Origin of the sequence: Proteus sp. G4415 (genome assembly GCF_963896075.1) — a bacterium.
Taxonomy (GTDB): domain Bacteria; phylum Pseudomonadota; class Gammaproteobacteria; order Enterobacterales; family Enterobacteriaceae; genus Proteus; species Proteus mirabilis.
The window spans coordinates 19,984-35,424 of record NZ_CAWQOK010000135.1 but is presented as its reverse complement, the minus strand read 5'-3'; the positions used below and the strand labels follow the sequence as shown (position 1 = coordinate 35,424).

Sequence of the window (15,441 nt, the reverse complement as noted above, 5' to 3'; positions counted from 1 at the left end):
CAACAGAATAAATACACATCATATGTAATCACTATTATGACTCCGACACTATTTCATTTCGTTGTGCCCGTTGGCTTAAAAAATAACTGGTTTTTTCTAATGAACGGGTTCGTGGTGATGGGGGCAAACTACTTAAAAACACTTCCCCATAAGGCCTTGAAACTAATCTATCATCACAAACAATAATGGCACCATAGTCATGTATATCGCGGATCAAACGCCCGACGCCTTGCTTTAGAGTGATCACCGCATCAGGGATTTGTACATCCCGAAATGCATCACCACCACGTAATTGACAATCTTCAATACGTGCTCTTAATAATGGATCGTCAGGTGCGGTAAAGGGTAATTTATCAATGATCACACAAGAAAGTGTATCTCCCCTGACATCCACCCCTTCCCAAAAACTTTGGGTCGCGACAAGTAACGCATTGCCTGAGGAAACAAATTTTTTCAATAATTGCGATTTCCCCATTTCGCCTTGCATTAACACGGGAAGTGGTAAGCTGGCTTTAAACTCTTCGGCTAATCCACGCATCATAGCGTGAGAGGTACAAAGAAAAAAACAACGCCCCTGATTTTTTAAGATCACAGGAGCCAGCATAGCGGCTAAACGCTTCGCGGTGTATGGTTGATTTAACGGAGGTAAATAACGTGGTACACAGAGCAACGTTTGATGTTGATAATCAAATGGGCTATTTAAAATTAATGTCGTGGCATTTTCCAGTCCTAATCTATCTGTGTAATAAGACATTTTTTCATCTACAGAGAGTGTTGCAGAAGTAAATATCCAACTACTTTTATGGGACTTAATCAGCTCACGAAATTTATCAGCAACCGAAAGTGGCGTGATCGCCAGTAAAAAATGACGACCATAGCTTTCAAACCAATAACTGTATCCGGCAATCGTCGTATCAATTAGGCGTTTTAAACGATTACGATAAAGTGTTGCCCGTTCAAACGCACTATCCAGTAATTGGCTACGCCCTAAAGAGAGCTTCATTACATCATAACTTAGCTCTAACGCATCATCTAAGAAGGTTAAATAGCGTTTGGTTTCCTTATTTTGTAATAGTTCCCTTAAGTTACCCCGAAAACCCGTATCACCTAAGCTAAGACGAAAATCTTGTACCATTTGAGTTAAACGGTCAGCACTTTTTTGCAGTTGCACTTGATCACGCACTTCAGTGCGATACGCCACAATCATATCTCGCGCTAGATCGAATAATTGACGACTAGTGAGCTGTTGACCGAAGTAGTGGCTCGCTATATCAGGAATTTGATGCGCCTCATCGAAGATCATTATCTCCGCATCGGGGATCAGCTCACCAAAACCAGTATCTTTTACTACCGTATCTGCCATAAAAAGGTGATGATTAACAACCACCACATCAGCGGCTAACGCATTTTTACGGGCACTTAATACATAACACTCTTTGTAGCGAGGACAATCACTGCCCAGACAATTATCATTAGTGCTAGTCACCAATGGCCATACTTTGCTATCTTCCGCCACACTATGACAGCGACTAATATCACCATCTTCTGTTTGCGTTGACCATTGGCGTACATGCATAACATCAGCAAGTACTTCTGCTTCTAAATCACCGCCACTGAGCATTTGCTGATCTAAACGTTCTAAACACAAATAATTAGAGCGACCTTTTAATAAAGCCGTTGTACCATCGTAGTCTAGCGCTTCTATTATGGTGGGGAGATCACGACTATACAGTTGATCTTGTAATGCCTTAGATCCGGTAGAGATGATAGTTTTTTTCCCAGAACGTAATGCAGGCACAAGATAGGCATAGGTTTTCCCTGTCCCGGTCCCCGCTTCTGCAATAAGCACACCTTGTTTATCAATAACCTCTGTTACTGATATCGCCATTTGTCGTTGAGCTTCACGGGGATGAAATCCAGGAACGCGTCGGGTTAAAATCCCGTTTTCTGCAAAATCGTCTGACACAGGCATACTCTTTTTATAAAATAAGACGTAAATTATGCCAGTGGATAGCTAAAAGTACCACCCACGTTGTTAATACAAAGGAGAATTTATCGTGACTATAAAACGTATCGATCCAGAGGACCGTTGGTCTGAAGCGGTTATTTATAATGATACTGTCTATTACACTGCAGTTCCTGAAAACTTATCAGGGGATATAATCGAACAAACTGCAGATACATTAGCAGCTATTGATGTGTTATTACAAAGAGTGGGATCAGATAAAAGTAAGATCCTTGATGCAACACTATTTTTAGCCGATAAAGCCGATTTTGCAGGTATGAATCAAGCATGGGATGCATGGGTTGCTAAAGGGAGCGCGCCAGTACGTTGTACCGTTCAGGCTCAACTCATGCATCCTGAATATAAAGTAGAAATTAAAATCATCGCTGCTCTCTAATTTTTTATTAGCACCCGCACATGCGGGTACTATTTTCTCTTATATGTCGGATCAGCTAATTCAATATAATAATTTGATAAATGATCATGCCCATAACACATACCAATATGACTGTTTGCCATAAAAGTTAAAAAAAACTCTAATGGCCCATAAAATTTTTGGCTCGTAAAATGACGTAACGTAAAAATAGTTATTTTTCTTAACGTATCGGGTAAATGGATTATTTTAATTTTTTTATCTAATGCGCTTCCTGCGAGTTCACATATTTGATTCAAAGATAGAATATCCGGTCCACCTACAGTGAATTCATTTATATTGGTTGTCATTTTCTCGACAATAAATTGCGCTAAATCTTTTCCAGAGATAGGATTTATTTTTTGTTCGCCATCACCAAATAAATAAACTTTACCCGATGCTGCCATCTGTAAAAAATCCCCCATATCGCTAAAATAGCCATTAGGTCTTACAATACAGTATGCTAAATTGGCTTGTTTTAATTTATCAACAAAGCGCTCCTTTGCTTGAAAAATCTTTAGATTTCGGTGTGTTTCGCCATCAATAGCCGAGATATAAATAAATTTATTAACCTTCGATTTAATCGCTTCTTCTAATAAATTGGCATTTGCCTGATAATCCACATCCATATAGGTTAACCCTTCTTTTTGCCGAGTGATCCCTACCGTTGATATCACGCAATCAATATTTTGAGCAATCAAAGAAAGTTGCTCTGGTTTTGTGATCTCGCCGATGAATATGTCATCAACATCCGCAAACTTTGTCGCTTGTTGATGATTTCTAACTAAAACACGTACCCAATATCCTTGTTTTTTTAATTCTTGAATTAAAAAACCACCCAAATATCCTGTTGCTCCCGCGACTAATATCCGTTTCATTTCAACTCCTTTCTTTTTTAATTATCATGAAAAGTAACATCAATGATAAATTAATAGCAACTGCGTTTAGCATAATAAATGCAATATACTCACCGTTGTTAGTGATAGATTCTATTGCATCTTCAAATTTCACTCTTTTTAGTGTTGAAATAGTAAGGCTATTTTTACTATAAATTTTGTTATTTTAAACACATCATTTTTAATAGATATTTATAGAAACAAAAAAGCTAAGTTTACAAGAAACTTAGCTTTTTTATTTAATATGCTTTACTTTGCTATGTAAAATAGAGTTAAGCGAATTTAATCATTATCATACCGACTAATAATAATATAATTCCACTCCATCCTTTATAATTTAGGCGTTGATTAAATAAGATCCACCCAGCGGCGATAGTGGCAATAATACCAAAAGCTCCCCATAGTGCGTAAGCAACAGAAAGCTCTATCCCCTTTACGGCCATTGCCAATGAGCTAAATGCGCCTAACACACAAAGCAATGACAATATTCCCAACCCCCAACGACTAAAACCGTTAGACATTTTCAAGAATATATTGGCCACGATTTCAAGCACAACAGCAAGAAGAAGAAAAGCGCCATGCCACCATTCAAATTGAGCTAACATATTAAGCCTCTTTAACATTAGAAGAAATTGGCTTATTAACTCCCTTTACCACAGTAGCAACCTGTTTGGCTTTTCCGGCAATATTTTTTACCGAATCGGTTGTTTTTTTAGCAACCGCCGATTTTTTAGTGCCTGACTTAATCAGAGTGATCCCCGCAATTAACATTGCTAAACCACCTAATTTTAATGCTGACAGTGATTCACCAAACCAAAGCACGCTAAATGTTGTAATAATGACAATTCCAATACCTTCCCACAGTGCATAAGCTACACCTAATGCCACTTTTTTTACGGCTATGGCTAAAAAGATATAGGAAGTGGCAATCATTAACCACATAACGATCATACCAGTGTAACCACCGCTGACACTGGCATACTTCATTGATAAAGTGCCGATCACTTCACAGATAATAGCTAAAACTAAAAATATCCAATAAATCATTTTTCATCTCTCATACACGTTTAAAGCACGCCTAAACGTTTCTTGCGCAGAAGATAGAGAATATGCAGATAGTCTTTCTGGCGGTATAAAACCGAACGTTAAGGCAACGTTATTTCCTGATATATCAGGAAGTAGGATGAGAAATTTCTATAATGCGCCACACCAGTAGTGTTCGCTGGATAAAATAGCAGAAAGGAATAACTTATAAGTAGAACGTTTAACTTTTACGCTTTTGGCGCTAGTCATGATTATTTATTCTTTCATCGCGCAGACCATCCGCACGATATACTCCGAACCCTCATATAATATGGATAAATGTTACATGATATTTCTATCATGCCGAATTATTTAAAGCAAGGATCTTCTGCAAAAATTTTTTAGGTAATTGATTGGTTTTATTTAGGTTTTAAGTTGAAGATTGCAATACACTGCATAGTTAATCAATTCTTAGCTGAACTTGTTATTAATTTATTCATTTATATCGCAGTAATCATGCTTAATAAAAAAACACCGCAAAACTCGACCTCTTATTTTACGGTGTTATTTATATTAGTTAGGGACTATATCTGACGATGAAATTCCCTACTCAATTTCATTCCAAGAGCGGCCATCACGAGTGATCATTGCAACAGATGCAACCGGCCCCCATGTTCCTGCTTGGTATGGCTTAGGTAATTCATTATCGCATTCCCATGCATTAATAATTGAATCGACCCATTTCCATGCTTCTTCTACTTCATCACGACGGACAAATAGCGCTTGAATACCCCGCATTGCCTCAAGCAACAACCGCTCATAAGCATCAGCTAAATGAGTTTGATTAAAAGTTTCGGAGAAACTTAAGTCTAATTTAGTAGTTTGTAAGCGGTGTTTATGATCAAGACCTGGTGCCTTATTTAGCACTTCAATATCAATACCTTCATCAGGCTGTAAACGGATAGTGAGTTTATTTTGTGGTAACTCTTGATAGGTTTCACTGAAAATATTCAGAGCTGGTTTTTTAAAATAGACCACCACTTCCGAGCATTTACTTGGCATACGCTTACCGGTTCTTAAATAGAAGGGTACACCCGCCCAACGCCAGTTATCAATATCAGCACGAATTGCAACAAAGGTCTCTGTATTACTGGCTTTATTTGCACCCTCTTCGTCTAGATAGCCCGGTACTTTTTTACCTTGTACAAAACCGGCCGTATATTGCCCACGAACCGTTTTTTCACGGACATTAGTCATATCAATACGACGTAATGAGCGCAGCACTTTCACTTTTTCTTGGCGGATACTATCAGCCGTTAAATCAGCAGGTGGTGACATGGCGATCATCGTCAAAATTTGTAATAGGTGATTTTGCACCATATCACGCATTTGACCCGCTTGATCGAAATACCCCCAACGTCCTTCAATACCAACTTCTTCTGCCACCGTAATTTGGACATGATCTATTGTTTTATTATCCCAATTATTAACAAATAAGGAGTTAGCAAAACGTAAGGCCAATAAGTTTAAGACGGTTTCTTTACCCAAGTAGTGGTCGATACGATAAATTTGACTCTCTTTAAAGTATTTCGCCACACTATCATTAATAGAAACTGAAGACGCTAAATCTGTTCCTAGTGGTTTTTCCATAACCACACGGTTTGGCTCTTTATTTAATTTAGCATGTCCCAAACCTTTACACATCGCACTGAAAGTACTTGGTGGCATTGCAAAATAGTAAATCGCCGGTAATTTGTCTTGTTTTAGATGTTTTGCTAACTCAATAAAGTGGTCAGTTTCATTGACATCAAGATTACAAAAATCGAGACGAGCACTTAAACGTTGCCAAATTTCAGGGTTAATCTCTTCTTTTAAAAAAGTTTGTAATGCTTCATGGGCAACATTTGTATAAGCAGCTACATCCCAATCAGCACGACCAACACCGATGATACGTGTATCAGGGTGAATATATCCTGCCTTTTCCAGTTGATAAAGTGATGGAATTAACTTACGACGGGCAAGATCCCCTTTAGTACCGAAGATAACCAGATCACAGGCCTGAGCAGTCGATATCGCTGCCATAGTACGTCTCCTCATGATGAGATTTTGTAATTTTGTTACATAATTTCGTATTAATGTACTCTTTTGGGTGTACGCAGTAAATACGCTTGCGTGTTTTAGTCTTTAACGCCCCTTACATCTTATTAACCACCGGTTTTTTATGTCTAGCTTTTTCTATTTCTATGTAAATTTACAACAGTTTTGTTAATTGTTTTCAGCTTTGAAAGTTAGACACAGGTCATACTTTGATGAAAAAAGCCCTTTTAAGGGGCTGTCAGCGATGTAAGTGCTGTTATATGCGTAGTATATTTTCATAAAACCGTTATAGATTTCTCCTTTTATTGAAATTGGCAAAGCCAAGGATCTGTATATTTAATGAATATATTGGAAAGGGTTCAGTCTAGTCTGGACATCTTGAGTAAATCAGAAAAAAAAGTGGCTGAGGTTGTTTTAACAACACCACAAACCGTGATCCATTCAAGTATCGCTCTTATGGCGAAAACAGCTGATGTTAGTGAGCCCACTGTAAATCGTTTTTGTCGACGCATGGCAACAAAAGGATTTCCAGATTTTAAGTTACAATTAGCACAAAGCATTGCCAATGGTACACCTTATGTCAATCGTAACATTGATGACTCCGATTCTGTCTCTGCTTATACCAATAAAATATTTGAATCTGCGATGGCGGGTTTAGAGACTGTCAAAAATAATCTCGATATTGCGGTTATTAATCGAGCTGTCGATATTCTTACTCAAGCAAGAAAAATCTCGTTTTTTGGTCTAGGTGCTTCTGCCGCCGTCGCACATGATGCCATGAATAAATTCTCACGTTTCAACATTCCCGTGACCTATTTTGATGATGTTATCATGCAACGAATGAGCTGTATAAATAGTATCGACGGTGATGTTGTGGTGATTGTGTCTCACACAGGTCGTACTAAAAATTTAGTCGAAATTGCTAAAATTGCACGTGAAAATGATGCATCAGTAATAGCGATTACCACTTCTGGCTCTTTATTAGCCGCCGAAGCAACGTTACCCATCTTACTTGATGTACCGGAAGATACCGATATCTACATGCCGATGATTTCTCGCCTTGCACAACTTACCGTTATTGATGTTCTGGCTACAGGGTTTATTTTACGCCGAGGGCCAAAATTTAGAGATAACTTGAAGCGTGTCAAAGAAGCATTACGCGATTCGCGCTTTGATAAGTAACCGTTTTAAATGAATTTGTTAGTATAGTCACATTTAGCAGTGTGCCCTTGACTAGATAACTTTTTGAAAAATGGTAGCATAACTGCGAGCTAACTCTCACATATGATGAAAACACCTAAGTATGTTACAATTAGCTTGAAGCGTTTCACTTAACATATTGGATAGAATGTTACTTACCTCCGTTTTATCCAATAGCCAATACCTTTCGTTCAAGGTCAACGGAGTAATGCATGTCCAGACGGCTCAGAAGAACAAAAATTGTTACCACCTTAGGCCCAGCAACAGATCGTGATAATAACCTAGAAAAAATCATTACTGCTGGTGCAAATGTTGTTCGATTAAATTTCTCTCATGGCTCTGCAGAAGATCATCTTGCTCGTGCTAATCGCACCCGTGAAATAGCAGCTAGACTTGGTCGCCATGTTGCTATTTTAGGCGATTTGCAGGGTCCGAAAATCCGTGTTTCGACATTTAAAGAAGGCAAAGTATTTCTTAATGTGGGAGACAAATTTCTCCTTGATGCCAATTTAGAAAAAGGCGAAGGCGACCAAACTAAAGTCGGTATTGACTATAAAGGGTTACCTGCCGATGTTGTTCCTGGCGATATCTTGCTACTTGATGATGGACGTGTTCAATTAAAAGTCCTTAAAGTCGAAGGCCTGAAAGTTTTCACTGAAGTGACTGTCGGTGGCCCATTATCTAATAATAAAGGGATCAATAAACTCGGTGGTGGTCTTTCTGCTGAAGCATTAACTGAAAAAGATAAACAAGATATTATTACTGCTGCCAAAATTGGTGTTGATTATCTTGCTGTCTCCTTCCCAAGAACAGGCGAAGATCTTAATTATGCACGTCGCTTAGCACGTGATGCAGGCTGCGAGTGCCAAATTGTCGCGAAAGTTGAACGTGCCGAAGCCGTTGCCAATGATGAAATTATCGATGAGATCATTCTCGCTTCTGATGTTGTCATGGTTGCCCGTGGTGATTTAGGCGTAGAAATTGGTGATCCTGAATTAGTCGGGGTACAGAAAAAACTCATCCGTCGTGCTCGTCAGCTAAATCGTGTTGTTATCACAGCCACTCAAATGATGGAATCGATGATAACTAACCCAATGCCAACTCGTGCAGAAGTCATGGACGTCGCCAATGCGGTATTAGATGGTACAGATGCCGTTATGTTATCGGCTGAAACAGCAGCAGGACAATATCCCGCTGAAACTGTAGCCGCAATGGCACAAGTCTGTTTAGGCGCGGAAAAAATGCCTGCGGCCAATGTATCAAAACACCGTTTAGATATGGTATTTGATAATGCTGAAGAAGCGATAGCCATGTCAACCATGTATGCAGCTAACCATATGAAAGGCGTTAATGCGATTATCGCTATGACTGAGTCCGGTCGTACTGCCCGTATGATGTCACGAATTAGCACCGGTTTACCTATTTTCTCTATGTCACGCCATGAGAAAACATTAAACCAAACTGCACTTTATCGAGGTGTTACGCCTGTTTATTGCAGTACTCATACTGACGGTATTGCTGCCGCTAATGAAGCTATTATGCGTTTATGTGAAAAAGGCTTTTTAGTTTCAGGTGATTTAGTCTTAGTCACGCAAGGTGACCAGATGGGCACGATCGGAAGTACCAATACTTGTCGTATCCTTACCGTAGAATAATCGTTCTTATTCTTTTATAGTAAAATAGCAAAATGGCAAAATGGCAAACGGGCACTTTAAATAGTGCCCGTTTTTTTATCTTCCTATTCGTTCACCAGCAATAGACTAGTCTAGGATATTCTCACGCGCATAAGGTTCTATTTCCCCCTCTTTACGCGTTTTTAATAGTTTTAAGATCCAAGTATATTGCTCTGGTGTTGGTGAGACTAACGCTTCTAGCTCTTCATTCATCCGACGCGCAATATAACGATCATCTTGCCCTTCTATATCATCCATCGGCTCACGGATAATAATCTTTAGTTGATGCGTTTTATGACAGTAAACAGGAAACAGTGGCACAATGGCCGCTCTGCATACTTTCATTAATCGGCCAATCGCCGGTAATGTGGCTTTATAGGTACCAAAAAAATCCACAAATTGACTATGCTCGGCACCATGATCTTGGTCAGGTAAATAATACCCCCAAAACCCTTGGCGCACCGTTGAAATAAAAGGTTTTATCCCCGCTTCGCGCGAGTGTAAACGTCCGCCGAAATGGTAACGTGCTTTATTCCATAAATAATCAGTCACCGGATCTTTTTGGTGGTGAAACATTGCTGCCATTTTTTGCCCTTTAGCAGCCAATAACATGGCAGGTACATCAACAGCCCATCCATGCGGTACCATAAAAATAACATTACGCCCTTGTGCTTTTAAGCGCTCTATAATCTCTATCCCTTCCCAAGAGGTACGCTGTAATGTGTGTTTAGCCCCTCTTAAACAAAGATCTGCAAGCATCACGAAAGACTGTGGCGCTGTTTCAAACATTTTATCAAGCACATCTTCTCGTTGTGCTTTATCCCAGTGAGGAAAACAATATCTTAAATTGATATCTGCACGACGTCTGGCACTTTTCGCTTTACGCCCAACAAAACGACCTATAGAAGCAAGGAGCGGATCACGCCATTTTACCGGCATATACGCTAATGCACACAATACGCCTGCACCAAACCAGGTTCCCCAATGACGAGGATGCAAATAGGCGCGGTGAAAAGTCGGTACATAACCCGCTTTACTATCTGTATCTTTTTCTTTATTCATCAGATAACTCGCTGAACTGACACCTCTAAATAGGCGTAAAAATCATTAAAACAAAAACGGATGATATCAATCATCCGCTTTTATGTCTTTAACTTCTTGTTTAATGTCAATTATCTAACGTTAATTGAGGCATGATCTCTTTTACTTTAGCTAAGTATTCACGCTTCTCTTTACCTGTTAGGCCATCTGCACGGGGTAATTTAGCTGTTAATGGATTAACCGCTTGTTGGTTGATCCATAATTCATAATGTAAGTGTGGCCCTGTGGAGCGCCCTGTATTTCCGGATAGTGCAATGCGATCACCTCGTTTTACACGTTGTCCCGGTTTGACTAACAGTTGGCGTAAGTGCATATAACGAGTGGTATATTGGCTACCATGACGGATAGCAATAAAATTACCTGCTGCACCACTGTATTTAGAGACAATGACTTCACCATCTCCTGTAGCTAAAACAGGCGTACCAACAGGCATAGCAAAATCAACCCCTTTATGCGGTGCAACACGGCCTGTGACAGGATTGATACGGCGAGGATTAAATTGAGAAGAGACTCTAAACTGTTTTACCGTTGGAAAACGCATAAAACCACGTTCTAAACCACCTGCTTGGCTATCATAGTAGCGGCCATCTTCAGCAAGAAAAGCATAGTAATCTTTACCACCACTTCGTAACCGCACACCAATAAGTTCGCTCTGTTCGGTACGACCATCTAAGACTTCACGAGAAAAAAGGGCTGAGAATTTATCACCACTTTGTAATTTTCTAAAGTCTAATTGCCATTGCAAAGCTTTAGTCACTGCGCGAGCTTCTGCGTTAGTTAAGCCAGCATTTGTTGCACTTGCAGAGAAACTACCACGGATAACCCCTGTGGTCACACTATTTTTCCATTCGCCTTTTTGGAACTCTTTTGCTTCAGTAAAACCTGTTTCCGTACGCGTATAAACACGAGTTTCTCGGCGAGAAACGCCCCAACTTAACTCTTGCAATAAACCATCATCATCAAGTTTCCAACTTATTGGTTGGCCTATTTTAAGGTTTCTGAGATCTTTATTTTGATTGGAGAGCGTTGCAATATCAGCTGAGTCGATACCAAATTGCGTTAATATCGAACTTAATGAATCTCCACTGGAGACAATATAAGTATGAGGAACCTGTGCCACTGCGGTGCTAGTATCGACACCATCATCAGCACCTACAAGTCCTTCATCTGTTAGCTGATCACTACTGTCGGTAATAATATCGTCGGTGTTTTCCCCTTGGGTTGTTAGGGGAGTCTGAATACTGATAGGAACTTCTCTGTTTTGTTCGGTGTGAAGCACAACTGGCCGCCATATTGCGACAGCCAGTGTTGCTGCAGTTAACGAACCAAGCATAATTTTATGTGGTAAGGGTAAATTTAAATATACCTGTGCAATGGATCTCGTCTTCTGCTGCACGTTCTTAATTCCTTATTGTGTTTCATTCAGGCAGCTCGCATATTGGTTAGCTAATTGGGTAAGGAATTTCACATAACTATCTTGAGTTAATGCAATCCCACTTCCTAGGGGATCTAATACCCCCATTTTAACTCCAGTGCCTTTCGCCACTGTCTCAATTACTGTCGGCCTAAATTGTGGCTCAGCAAAAATACATGTGGCTTTTTGCTCAACCAACTGTGTTCGTATTTGATGTAATTTCTGTGCACCTGGTTGTATTTCAGGGTTGATCGTAAAATGACCTAATGGCTTTAAATTATAATGTTTTTCGAAGTAGCCATAAGCATCATGAAAGACAAAATAACCCTTGTTTTTAACAGGCGACAGAATATTAACAAGATTTTTATCTGTTTGCTTGAGTTGTTCGCTGAATTTACTTAGGTTTACGTCCAGAAGTTCTTTTTTATCTGGATAGAGCGTCACTAACCTATCGTGGATCTGTTTTGCAGACGACAACGCAATCTCTGGTGATAACCAGATGTGCATATTATAATCACCATGAGAATGATGTTCGTGATTTTCCTCATGTTTATGCACATTGTCATTATCATCTTTCAATAAAAGCGACTTTATTTTGTCAGTTTCCGCTAAAGCCAGCTTATTTTTGTCACTAAGTCTATTTAATGGTCTATCTAAAAAGACTTCCATATCCGGCCCAACCCATACCATTAAATCTGCTGAGGTGATTTTGCGTAAATCCGAAGGTTTTAATGCATAATCATGTGGCGATGCCCCATCAGGTAATAAAACTTCTGTTGGCGTTACACCATCAGCAATTGCTGCCGCAATAAACCCTATCGGCCTAATTGAAGCAACAACATCTGCCTGAACAGATGAACTAAATGAGGCTATCATAGCAGTCACTAAACATGATTTAATTAAAAAACCATGCGCAAATTTGTTGTTTTTATGTAACATAGGCAAAATTCTCGTGAAACGTCATTGGAAATGTTATATTATAACGTTTCAATGATTCTGCAAGTGCTAATTTTATGTCTGACTTAATTCGTTTAAAATCGGTTGGTGTCTCTTTTGGTGAAAGCGTTATTCTAAAAGATATCTCTTTTAATCTAAAAGCAGGCCGTATTCTTACCTTACTTGGCCCTAATGGTGCGGGTAAGTCAACGATTATTCGTTTGGTTTTAGGGTTGTTGGCTCCCTCTTCTGGAAAGATTGAACGTCAACATAGTTTACGTATTGGCTATGTACCTCAAAAACTCTATCTCGATCCAACTATGCCATTGACAGTCAAGCGGTTTATGACCTTAAAACCGGGTGTTAAAGATAAAGATATTTTACCTGCTTTAGAACGAGTCAATGCAGCAAAATTAATAAACGCCCCTATGCAAAAATTATCAGGGGGTGAATCACAACGTGTTTTACTCGCCCGAGCTTTACTTAATCAACCACAACTGTTAGTTCTAGATGAACCCACTCAAGGGGTTGATGTAAATGGTCAATTAGCCCTCTATGATTTAATTAATCAGCTTCGCAATGAATTAGGCTGCGCAATTTTAATGGTGTCACATGACTTACATCTGGTTATGGCTAAAACAGATGAAGTGCTCTGTTTAAATGGTCATATCTGCTGCTCAGGTACACCAGATGTGGTTTCTTCTCACCCTGAATTTATAGCTATGTTTGGTAGTCGTGGTGCTGAACAACTGGGTATTTATCGTCATCATCACCAACATAATAAGGAGTGTCATCATGATTGAGTTGCTGTTACCGGGCTGGATCGCCGGTATGCTCTTAGCGATGGCCGCAGGTCCATTAGGCTCCTTTGTTGTTTGGCGCAGAATGTCCTATTTTGGCGATACCCTCGCCCACGCCTCTTTATTGGGGGTCGCTTTTGGCCTGCTGTTTAATATAGAGCCTTTTTATGCCGTTATTGCCGTAACTTTGCTGTTAGCTATTTTATTAGTTTGGTTAGAACTAAAGCCTCAACTTTCTGTTGATACCTTGTTAGGTATCATGGCTCATAGCGCCCTTTCTTTAGGGCTTGTTGTCGTCAGTTTAATGGCCAATGTTCGTGTTGATTTAATGGCGTATCTCTTTGGTGATTTACTCTCCGTTAATTACCAAGATGTGATCAGTATTTTTATTGGTGTCGTTATTGTTTTATTAGTGATTATCCGTTCATGGCGTCCACTTCTTTCAATGACTATTAATCAAGATATGGCTTTTGTCGATGGTGTGAATATTAAACGCGAACGTTTAAAATTGATGATGATCACCGCATTAACAATTGGGTTGGCAATGAAATTTGTTGGTGCACTTATCATTACGTCACTATTGATTATTCCCGCAGCAACAGCGCGCCGTTTTTCACGTTCACCAGAACAGATGGCAGTGATTGCCGTCGCTGTAGGTATGTTTGCTATCACTGGGGGATTAACTTTCTCTGCATTCTATGACACCCCTGCAGGCCCATCAGTAGTATTAGCCGCCAGTAGTTTATTTGTATTGAGCTTGCTTGTACCAGCAAAGCAGTAGTTATTTAGCATTTATCTTATAAACAACAAAATAGCCTTTGCTAATTTATAGCAAGGGCTATTTTTTAATAGAAAATGCGCGAATATGTTTATTAAGGTGCTTCCATAATGCGATTAAAGTGACGATAAGCATGATTTGTGGCTACACGACCACGGGGGGTGCGTTGAATAAAACCTTGCTGAATTAAATAAGGCTCTAATACATCTTCGATAGTTTCACGCTCTTCACCAATAGCTGCCGCAAGATTATCAAGCCCTACGGGGCCACCCATAAATTTATCAATAATGGCAAAGAGCAGTTTTCGGTCAAGATAGTCAAAACCGGCAGCATCAACATTAAGCATATCGAGTGCTTTAGACGCGATATCTTCATCAATTTCACCATTACCTTTGACTTGAGCAAAGTCTCTTACTCGGCGTAATAAGCGGTTAGTAATACGCGGTGTACCTCGTGAACGCATAGCAATTTGTCGCGCCCCTTCTGCGGTTATTTCTAACCCCATAAAGCTGGCACTACGTGCAACAATATGCTGTAAGTCATCGACATTATAGAATTCAAGGCGTTGTACAATACCAAAACGATCACGTAATGGAGAGGTTAACGATCCCGCTCGGGTCGTCGCCCCAACTAAAGTAAATGGCGGTAAGTCGATTTTAATGGAGCGTGCTGCCGGCCCTTCACCAATCATAATATCAAGTTGATAATCTTCCATTGCCGGATAGAGTATTTCTTCAACAACGGGCGAGAGTCGATGAATTTCATCAATAAACAGTACATCATGAGGCTCAAGATTGGTTAGCATAGCGGCAAGATCGCCAGCTTTCTCTAATACAGGCCCTGAGGTTGTACGTAAATTAACGCCCATCTCATTGGCAATAATATTAGCCAGCGTGGTTTTACCAAGCCCCGGCGGGCCAAAGATAAGTAAGTGATCTAAGGCATCATGACGTAGTTTAGCCGCCTGAATAAAGATTTCCATCTGTTCACGAACTTGTGGTTGTCCCACATATTCAGCAAGCAGCTTAGGACGAATAGCCCTATCGATAATTTCTTCTTCAGGTTGTTGTATATCTGCTGAAATCAGGCGATCTGCTTCAATCACA

14 protein-coding genes are annotated in these 15,441 nt (G+C 39.8%); 5 read left to right on the top strand and 9 right to left on the bottom strand.

Going from position 1 to position 15,441, the window contains the following annotated elements; genetic code table 11:
• Nucleotides 1-34: 34 nt before the first annotated feature.
• A complete protein-coding gene (locus AACU95_RS14495; RefSeq protein ID WP_012367884.1) occupies nt 35-1,972 on the bottom strand; it encodes an ATP-dependent DNA helicase in 1,938 nt (645 codons plus the stop codon).
• Nucleotides 1,973-2,057: 85 nt separating this feature from the next.
• On the opposite strand from AACU95_RS14495, the gene AACU95_RS14490 reads away from it, so the two are divergent.
• Nucleotides 2,058-2,402, top strand: a complete 345-nt coding sequence (locus AACU95_RS14490) for a RidA family protein (protein WP_004242773.1) — start codon at nt 2,058-2,060, stop codon at nt 2,400-2,402.
• Nucleotides 2,403-2,431: 29 nt separating this feature from the next.
• On the opposite strand, the gene AACU95_RS14485 is transcribed toward AACU95_RS14490, so the two are convergent.
• The 4 genes from AACU95_RS14485 to zwf all read right to left on the bottom strand — a co-directional run bounded on the left by AACU95_RS14485 (nt 2,432) and on the right by zwf (nt 6,418).
• Complete coding sequence (locus AACU95_RS14485; RefSeq protein WP_012367883.1) at nt 2,432-3,295, bottom strand: SDR family oxidoreductase; 864 nt, start codon at nt 3,293-3,295, stop codon at nt 2,432-2,434.
• 290 nt (nt 3,296-3,585) lie between these two features.
• Nucleotides 3,586-3,918, bottom strand: coding sequence for a multidrug/spermidine efflux SMR transporter subunit MdtI (mdtI, locus tag AACU95_RS14480; RefSeq protein ID WP_004247986.1), 333 nt, complete (start codon nt 3,916-3,918; stop codon nt 3,586-3,588).
• Between the two features lies 1 nt (nt 3,919).
• Nucleotides 3,920-4,360, bottom strand: a complete 441-nt coding sequence (gene mdtJ / locus AACU95_RS14475) for a multidrug/spermidine efflux SMR transporter subunit MdtJ (protein ID WP_004242769.1) — start codon at nt 4,358-4,360, stop codon at nt 3,920-3,922.
• A gap of 582 nt (nt 4,361-4,942) precedes the next feature.
• A complete protein-coding gene (gene zwf / locus AACU95_RS14470) occupies nt 4,943-6,418 on the bottom strand; it encodes a glucose-6-phosphate dehydrogenase (RefSeq protein ID WP_004242768.1) in 1,476 nt (491 codons plus the stop codon).
• A 354-nt stretch (nt 6,419-6,772) separates the two neighbouring features.
• On the opposite strand from zwf, the gene AACU95_RS14465 reads away from it, so the two are divergent.
• Both AACU95_RS14465 and pyk read left to right on the top strand, forming a co-directional pair.
• Nucleotides 6,773-7,615 (top strand): MurR/RpiR family transcriptional regulator, encoded by an 843-nt coding sequence (locus tag AACU95_RS14465; RefSeq protein ID WP_004242767.1) that lies wholly within the window; start codon nt 6,773-6,775, stop codon nt 7,613-7,615.
• Nucleotides 7,616-7,845: 230 nt separating this feature from the next.
• Nucleotides 7,846-9,288, top strand: a complete 1,443-nt coding sequence (gene pyk, locus AACU95_RS14460; protein WP_004242765.1) for a pyruvate kinase — start codon at nt 7,846-7,848, stop codon at nt 9,286-9,288.
• 105 nt (nt 9,289-9,393) lie between these two features.
• On the opposite strand, the gene lpxM is transcribed toward pyk, so the two are convergent.
• The 3 genes from lpxM to znuA all read right to left on the bottom strand — a co-directional run bounded on the left by lpxM (nt 9,394) and on the right by znuA (nt 12,760).
• Nucleotides 9,394-10,368: a lauroyl-Kdo(2)-lipid IV(A) myristoyltransferase gene (gene lpxM, locus AACU95_RS14455; protein ID WP_004242762.1), complete on the bottom strand. Its 975-nt coding sequence runs from the start codon at nt 10,366-10,368 to the stop codon at nt 9,394-9,396.
• Nucleotides 10,369-10,474: 106 nt separating this feature from the next.
• Nucleotides 10,475-11,803, bottom strand: a complete 1,329-nt coding sequence (mepM, locus tag AACU95_RS14450; RefSeq protein ID WP_141191968.1) for a murein DD-endopeptidase MepM — start codon at nt 11,801-11,803, stop codon at nt 10,475-10,477.
• 12 nt (nt 11,804-11,815) lie between these two features.
• Nucleotides 11,816-12,760, bottom strand: a complete 945-nt coding sequence (gene znuA, locus AACU95_RS14445; protein ID WP_004242757.1) for a zinc ABC transporter substrate-binding protein ZnuA — start codon at nt 12,758-12,760, stop codon at nt 11,816-11,818.
• 74 nt (nt 12,761-12,834) lie between these two features.
• On the opposite strand from znuA, the gene znuC reads away from it, so the two are divergent.
• Both znuC and znuB read left to right on the top strand, forming a co-directional pair.
• The gene (gene znuC / locus AACU95_RS14440) at nt 12,835-13,560 is read left to right on the top strand and encodes a zinc ABC transporter ATP-binding protein ZnuC (RefSeq protein ID WP_004242756.1); all 726 of its coding nucleotides are present in this window, start codon (nt 12,835-12,837) and stop codon (nt 13,558-13,560) included.
• Nucleotides 13,553-14,338 (top strand): zinc ABC transporter permease subunit ZnuB, encoded by a 786-nt coding sequence (gene znuB, locus AACU95_RS14435; RefSeq protein ID WP_004242754.1) that lies wholly within the window; start codon nt 13,553-13,555, stop codon nt 14,336-14,338. Before znuC ends, znuB begins: the two co-directional genes overlap by 8 nt.
• A 91-nt stretch (nt 14,339-14,429) precedes the next feature.
• Here znuB and ruvB read toward each other — a convergent pair whose 3' ends face one another.
• A complete protein-coding gene (gene ruvB, locus AACU95_RS14430; RefSeq protein ID WP_004242732.1) occupies nt 14,430-15,440 on the bottom strand; it encodes a Holliday junction branch migration DNA helicase RuvB in 1,011 nt (336 codons plus the stop codon).
• Between the last annotated feature and the right edge of the window lies 1 nt (nt 15,441).

Bases quoted from the DNA above. Each gene is read 5' to 3' on its own strand.
- AACU95_RS14495 (WP_012367884.1), bottom strand. From the start codon at position 1,972: ATGCCTGTGTCAGACGATTTTGCAGAAAACGGGATTTTAACCCGACGC.
- AACU95_RS14485 (WP_012367883.1), bottom strand. From the start codon at position 3,295: ATGAAACGGATATTAGTCGCGGGAGCAACAGGATATTTGGGTGGTTTT.
- mdtI (WP_004247986.1), bottom strand. From the start codon at position 3,918: ATGTTAGCTCAATTTGAATGGTGGCATGGCGCTTTTCTTCTTCTTGCT.
- mdtJ (WP_004242769.1), bottom strand. From the start codon at position 4,360: ATGATTTATTGGATATTTTTAGTTTTAGCTATTATCTGTGAAGTGATC.
- zwf (WP_004242768.1), bottom strand. From the start codon at position 6,418: ATGGCAGCGATATCGACTGCTCAGGCCTGTGATCTGGTTATCTTCGGT.
- AACU95_RS14465 (WP_004242767.1), top strand. From the start codon at position 6,773: ATGAATATATTGGAAAGGGTTCAGTCTAGTCTGGACATCTTGAGTAAA.
- pyk (WP_004242765.1), top strand. From the start codon at position 7,846: ATGTCCAGACGGCTCAGAAGAACAAAAATTGTTACCACCTTAGGCCCA.
- lpxM (WP_004242762.1), bottom strand. From the start codon at position 10,368: ATGAATAAAGAAAAAGATACAGATAGTAAAGCGGGTTATGTACCGACT.
- znuA (WP_004242757.1), bottom strand. From the start codon at position 12,760: ATGTTACATAAAAACAACAAATTTGCGCATGGTTTTTTAATTAAATCA.
- znuC (WP_004242756.1), top strand. From the start codon at position 12,835: ATGTCTGACTTAATTCGTTTAAAATCGGTTGGTGTCTCTTTTGGTGAA.
- znuB (WP_004242754.1), top strand. From the start codon at position 13,553: ATGATTGAGTTGCTGTTACCGGGCTGGATCGCCGGTATGCTCTTAGCG.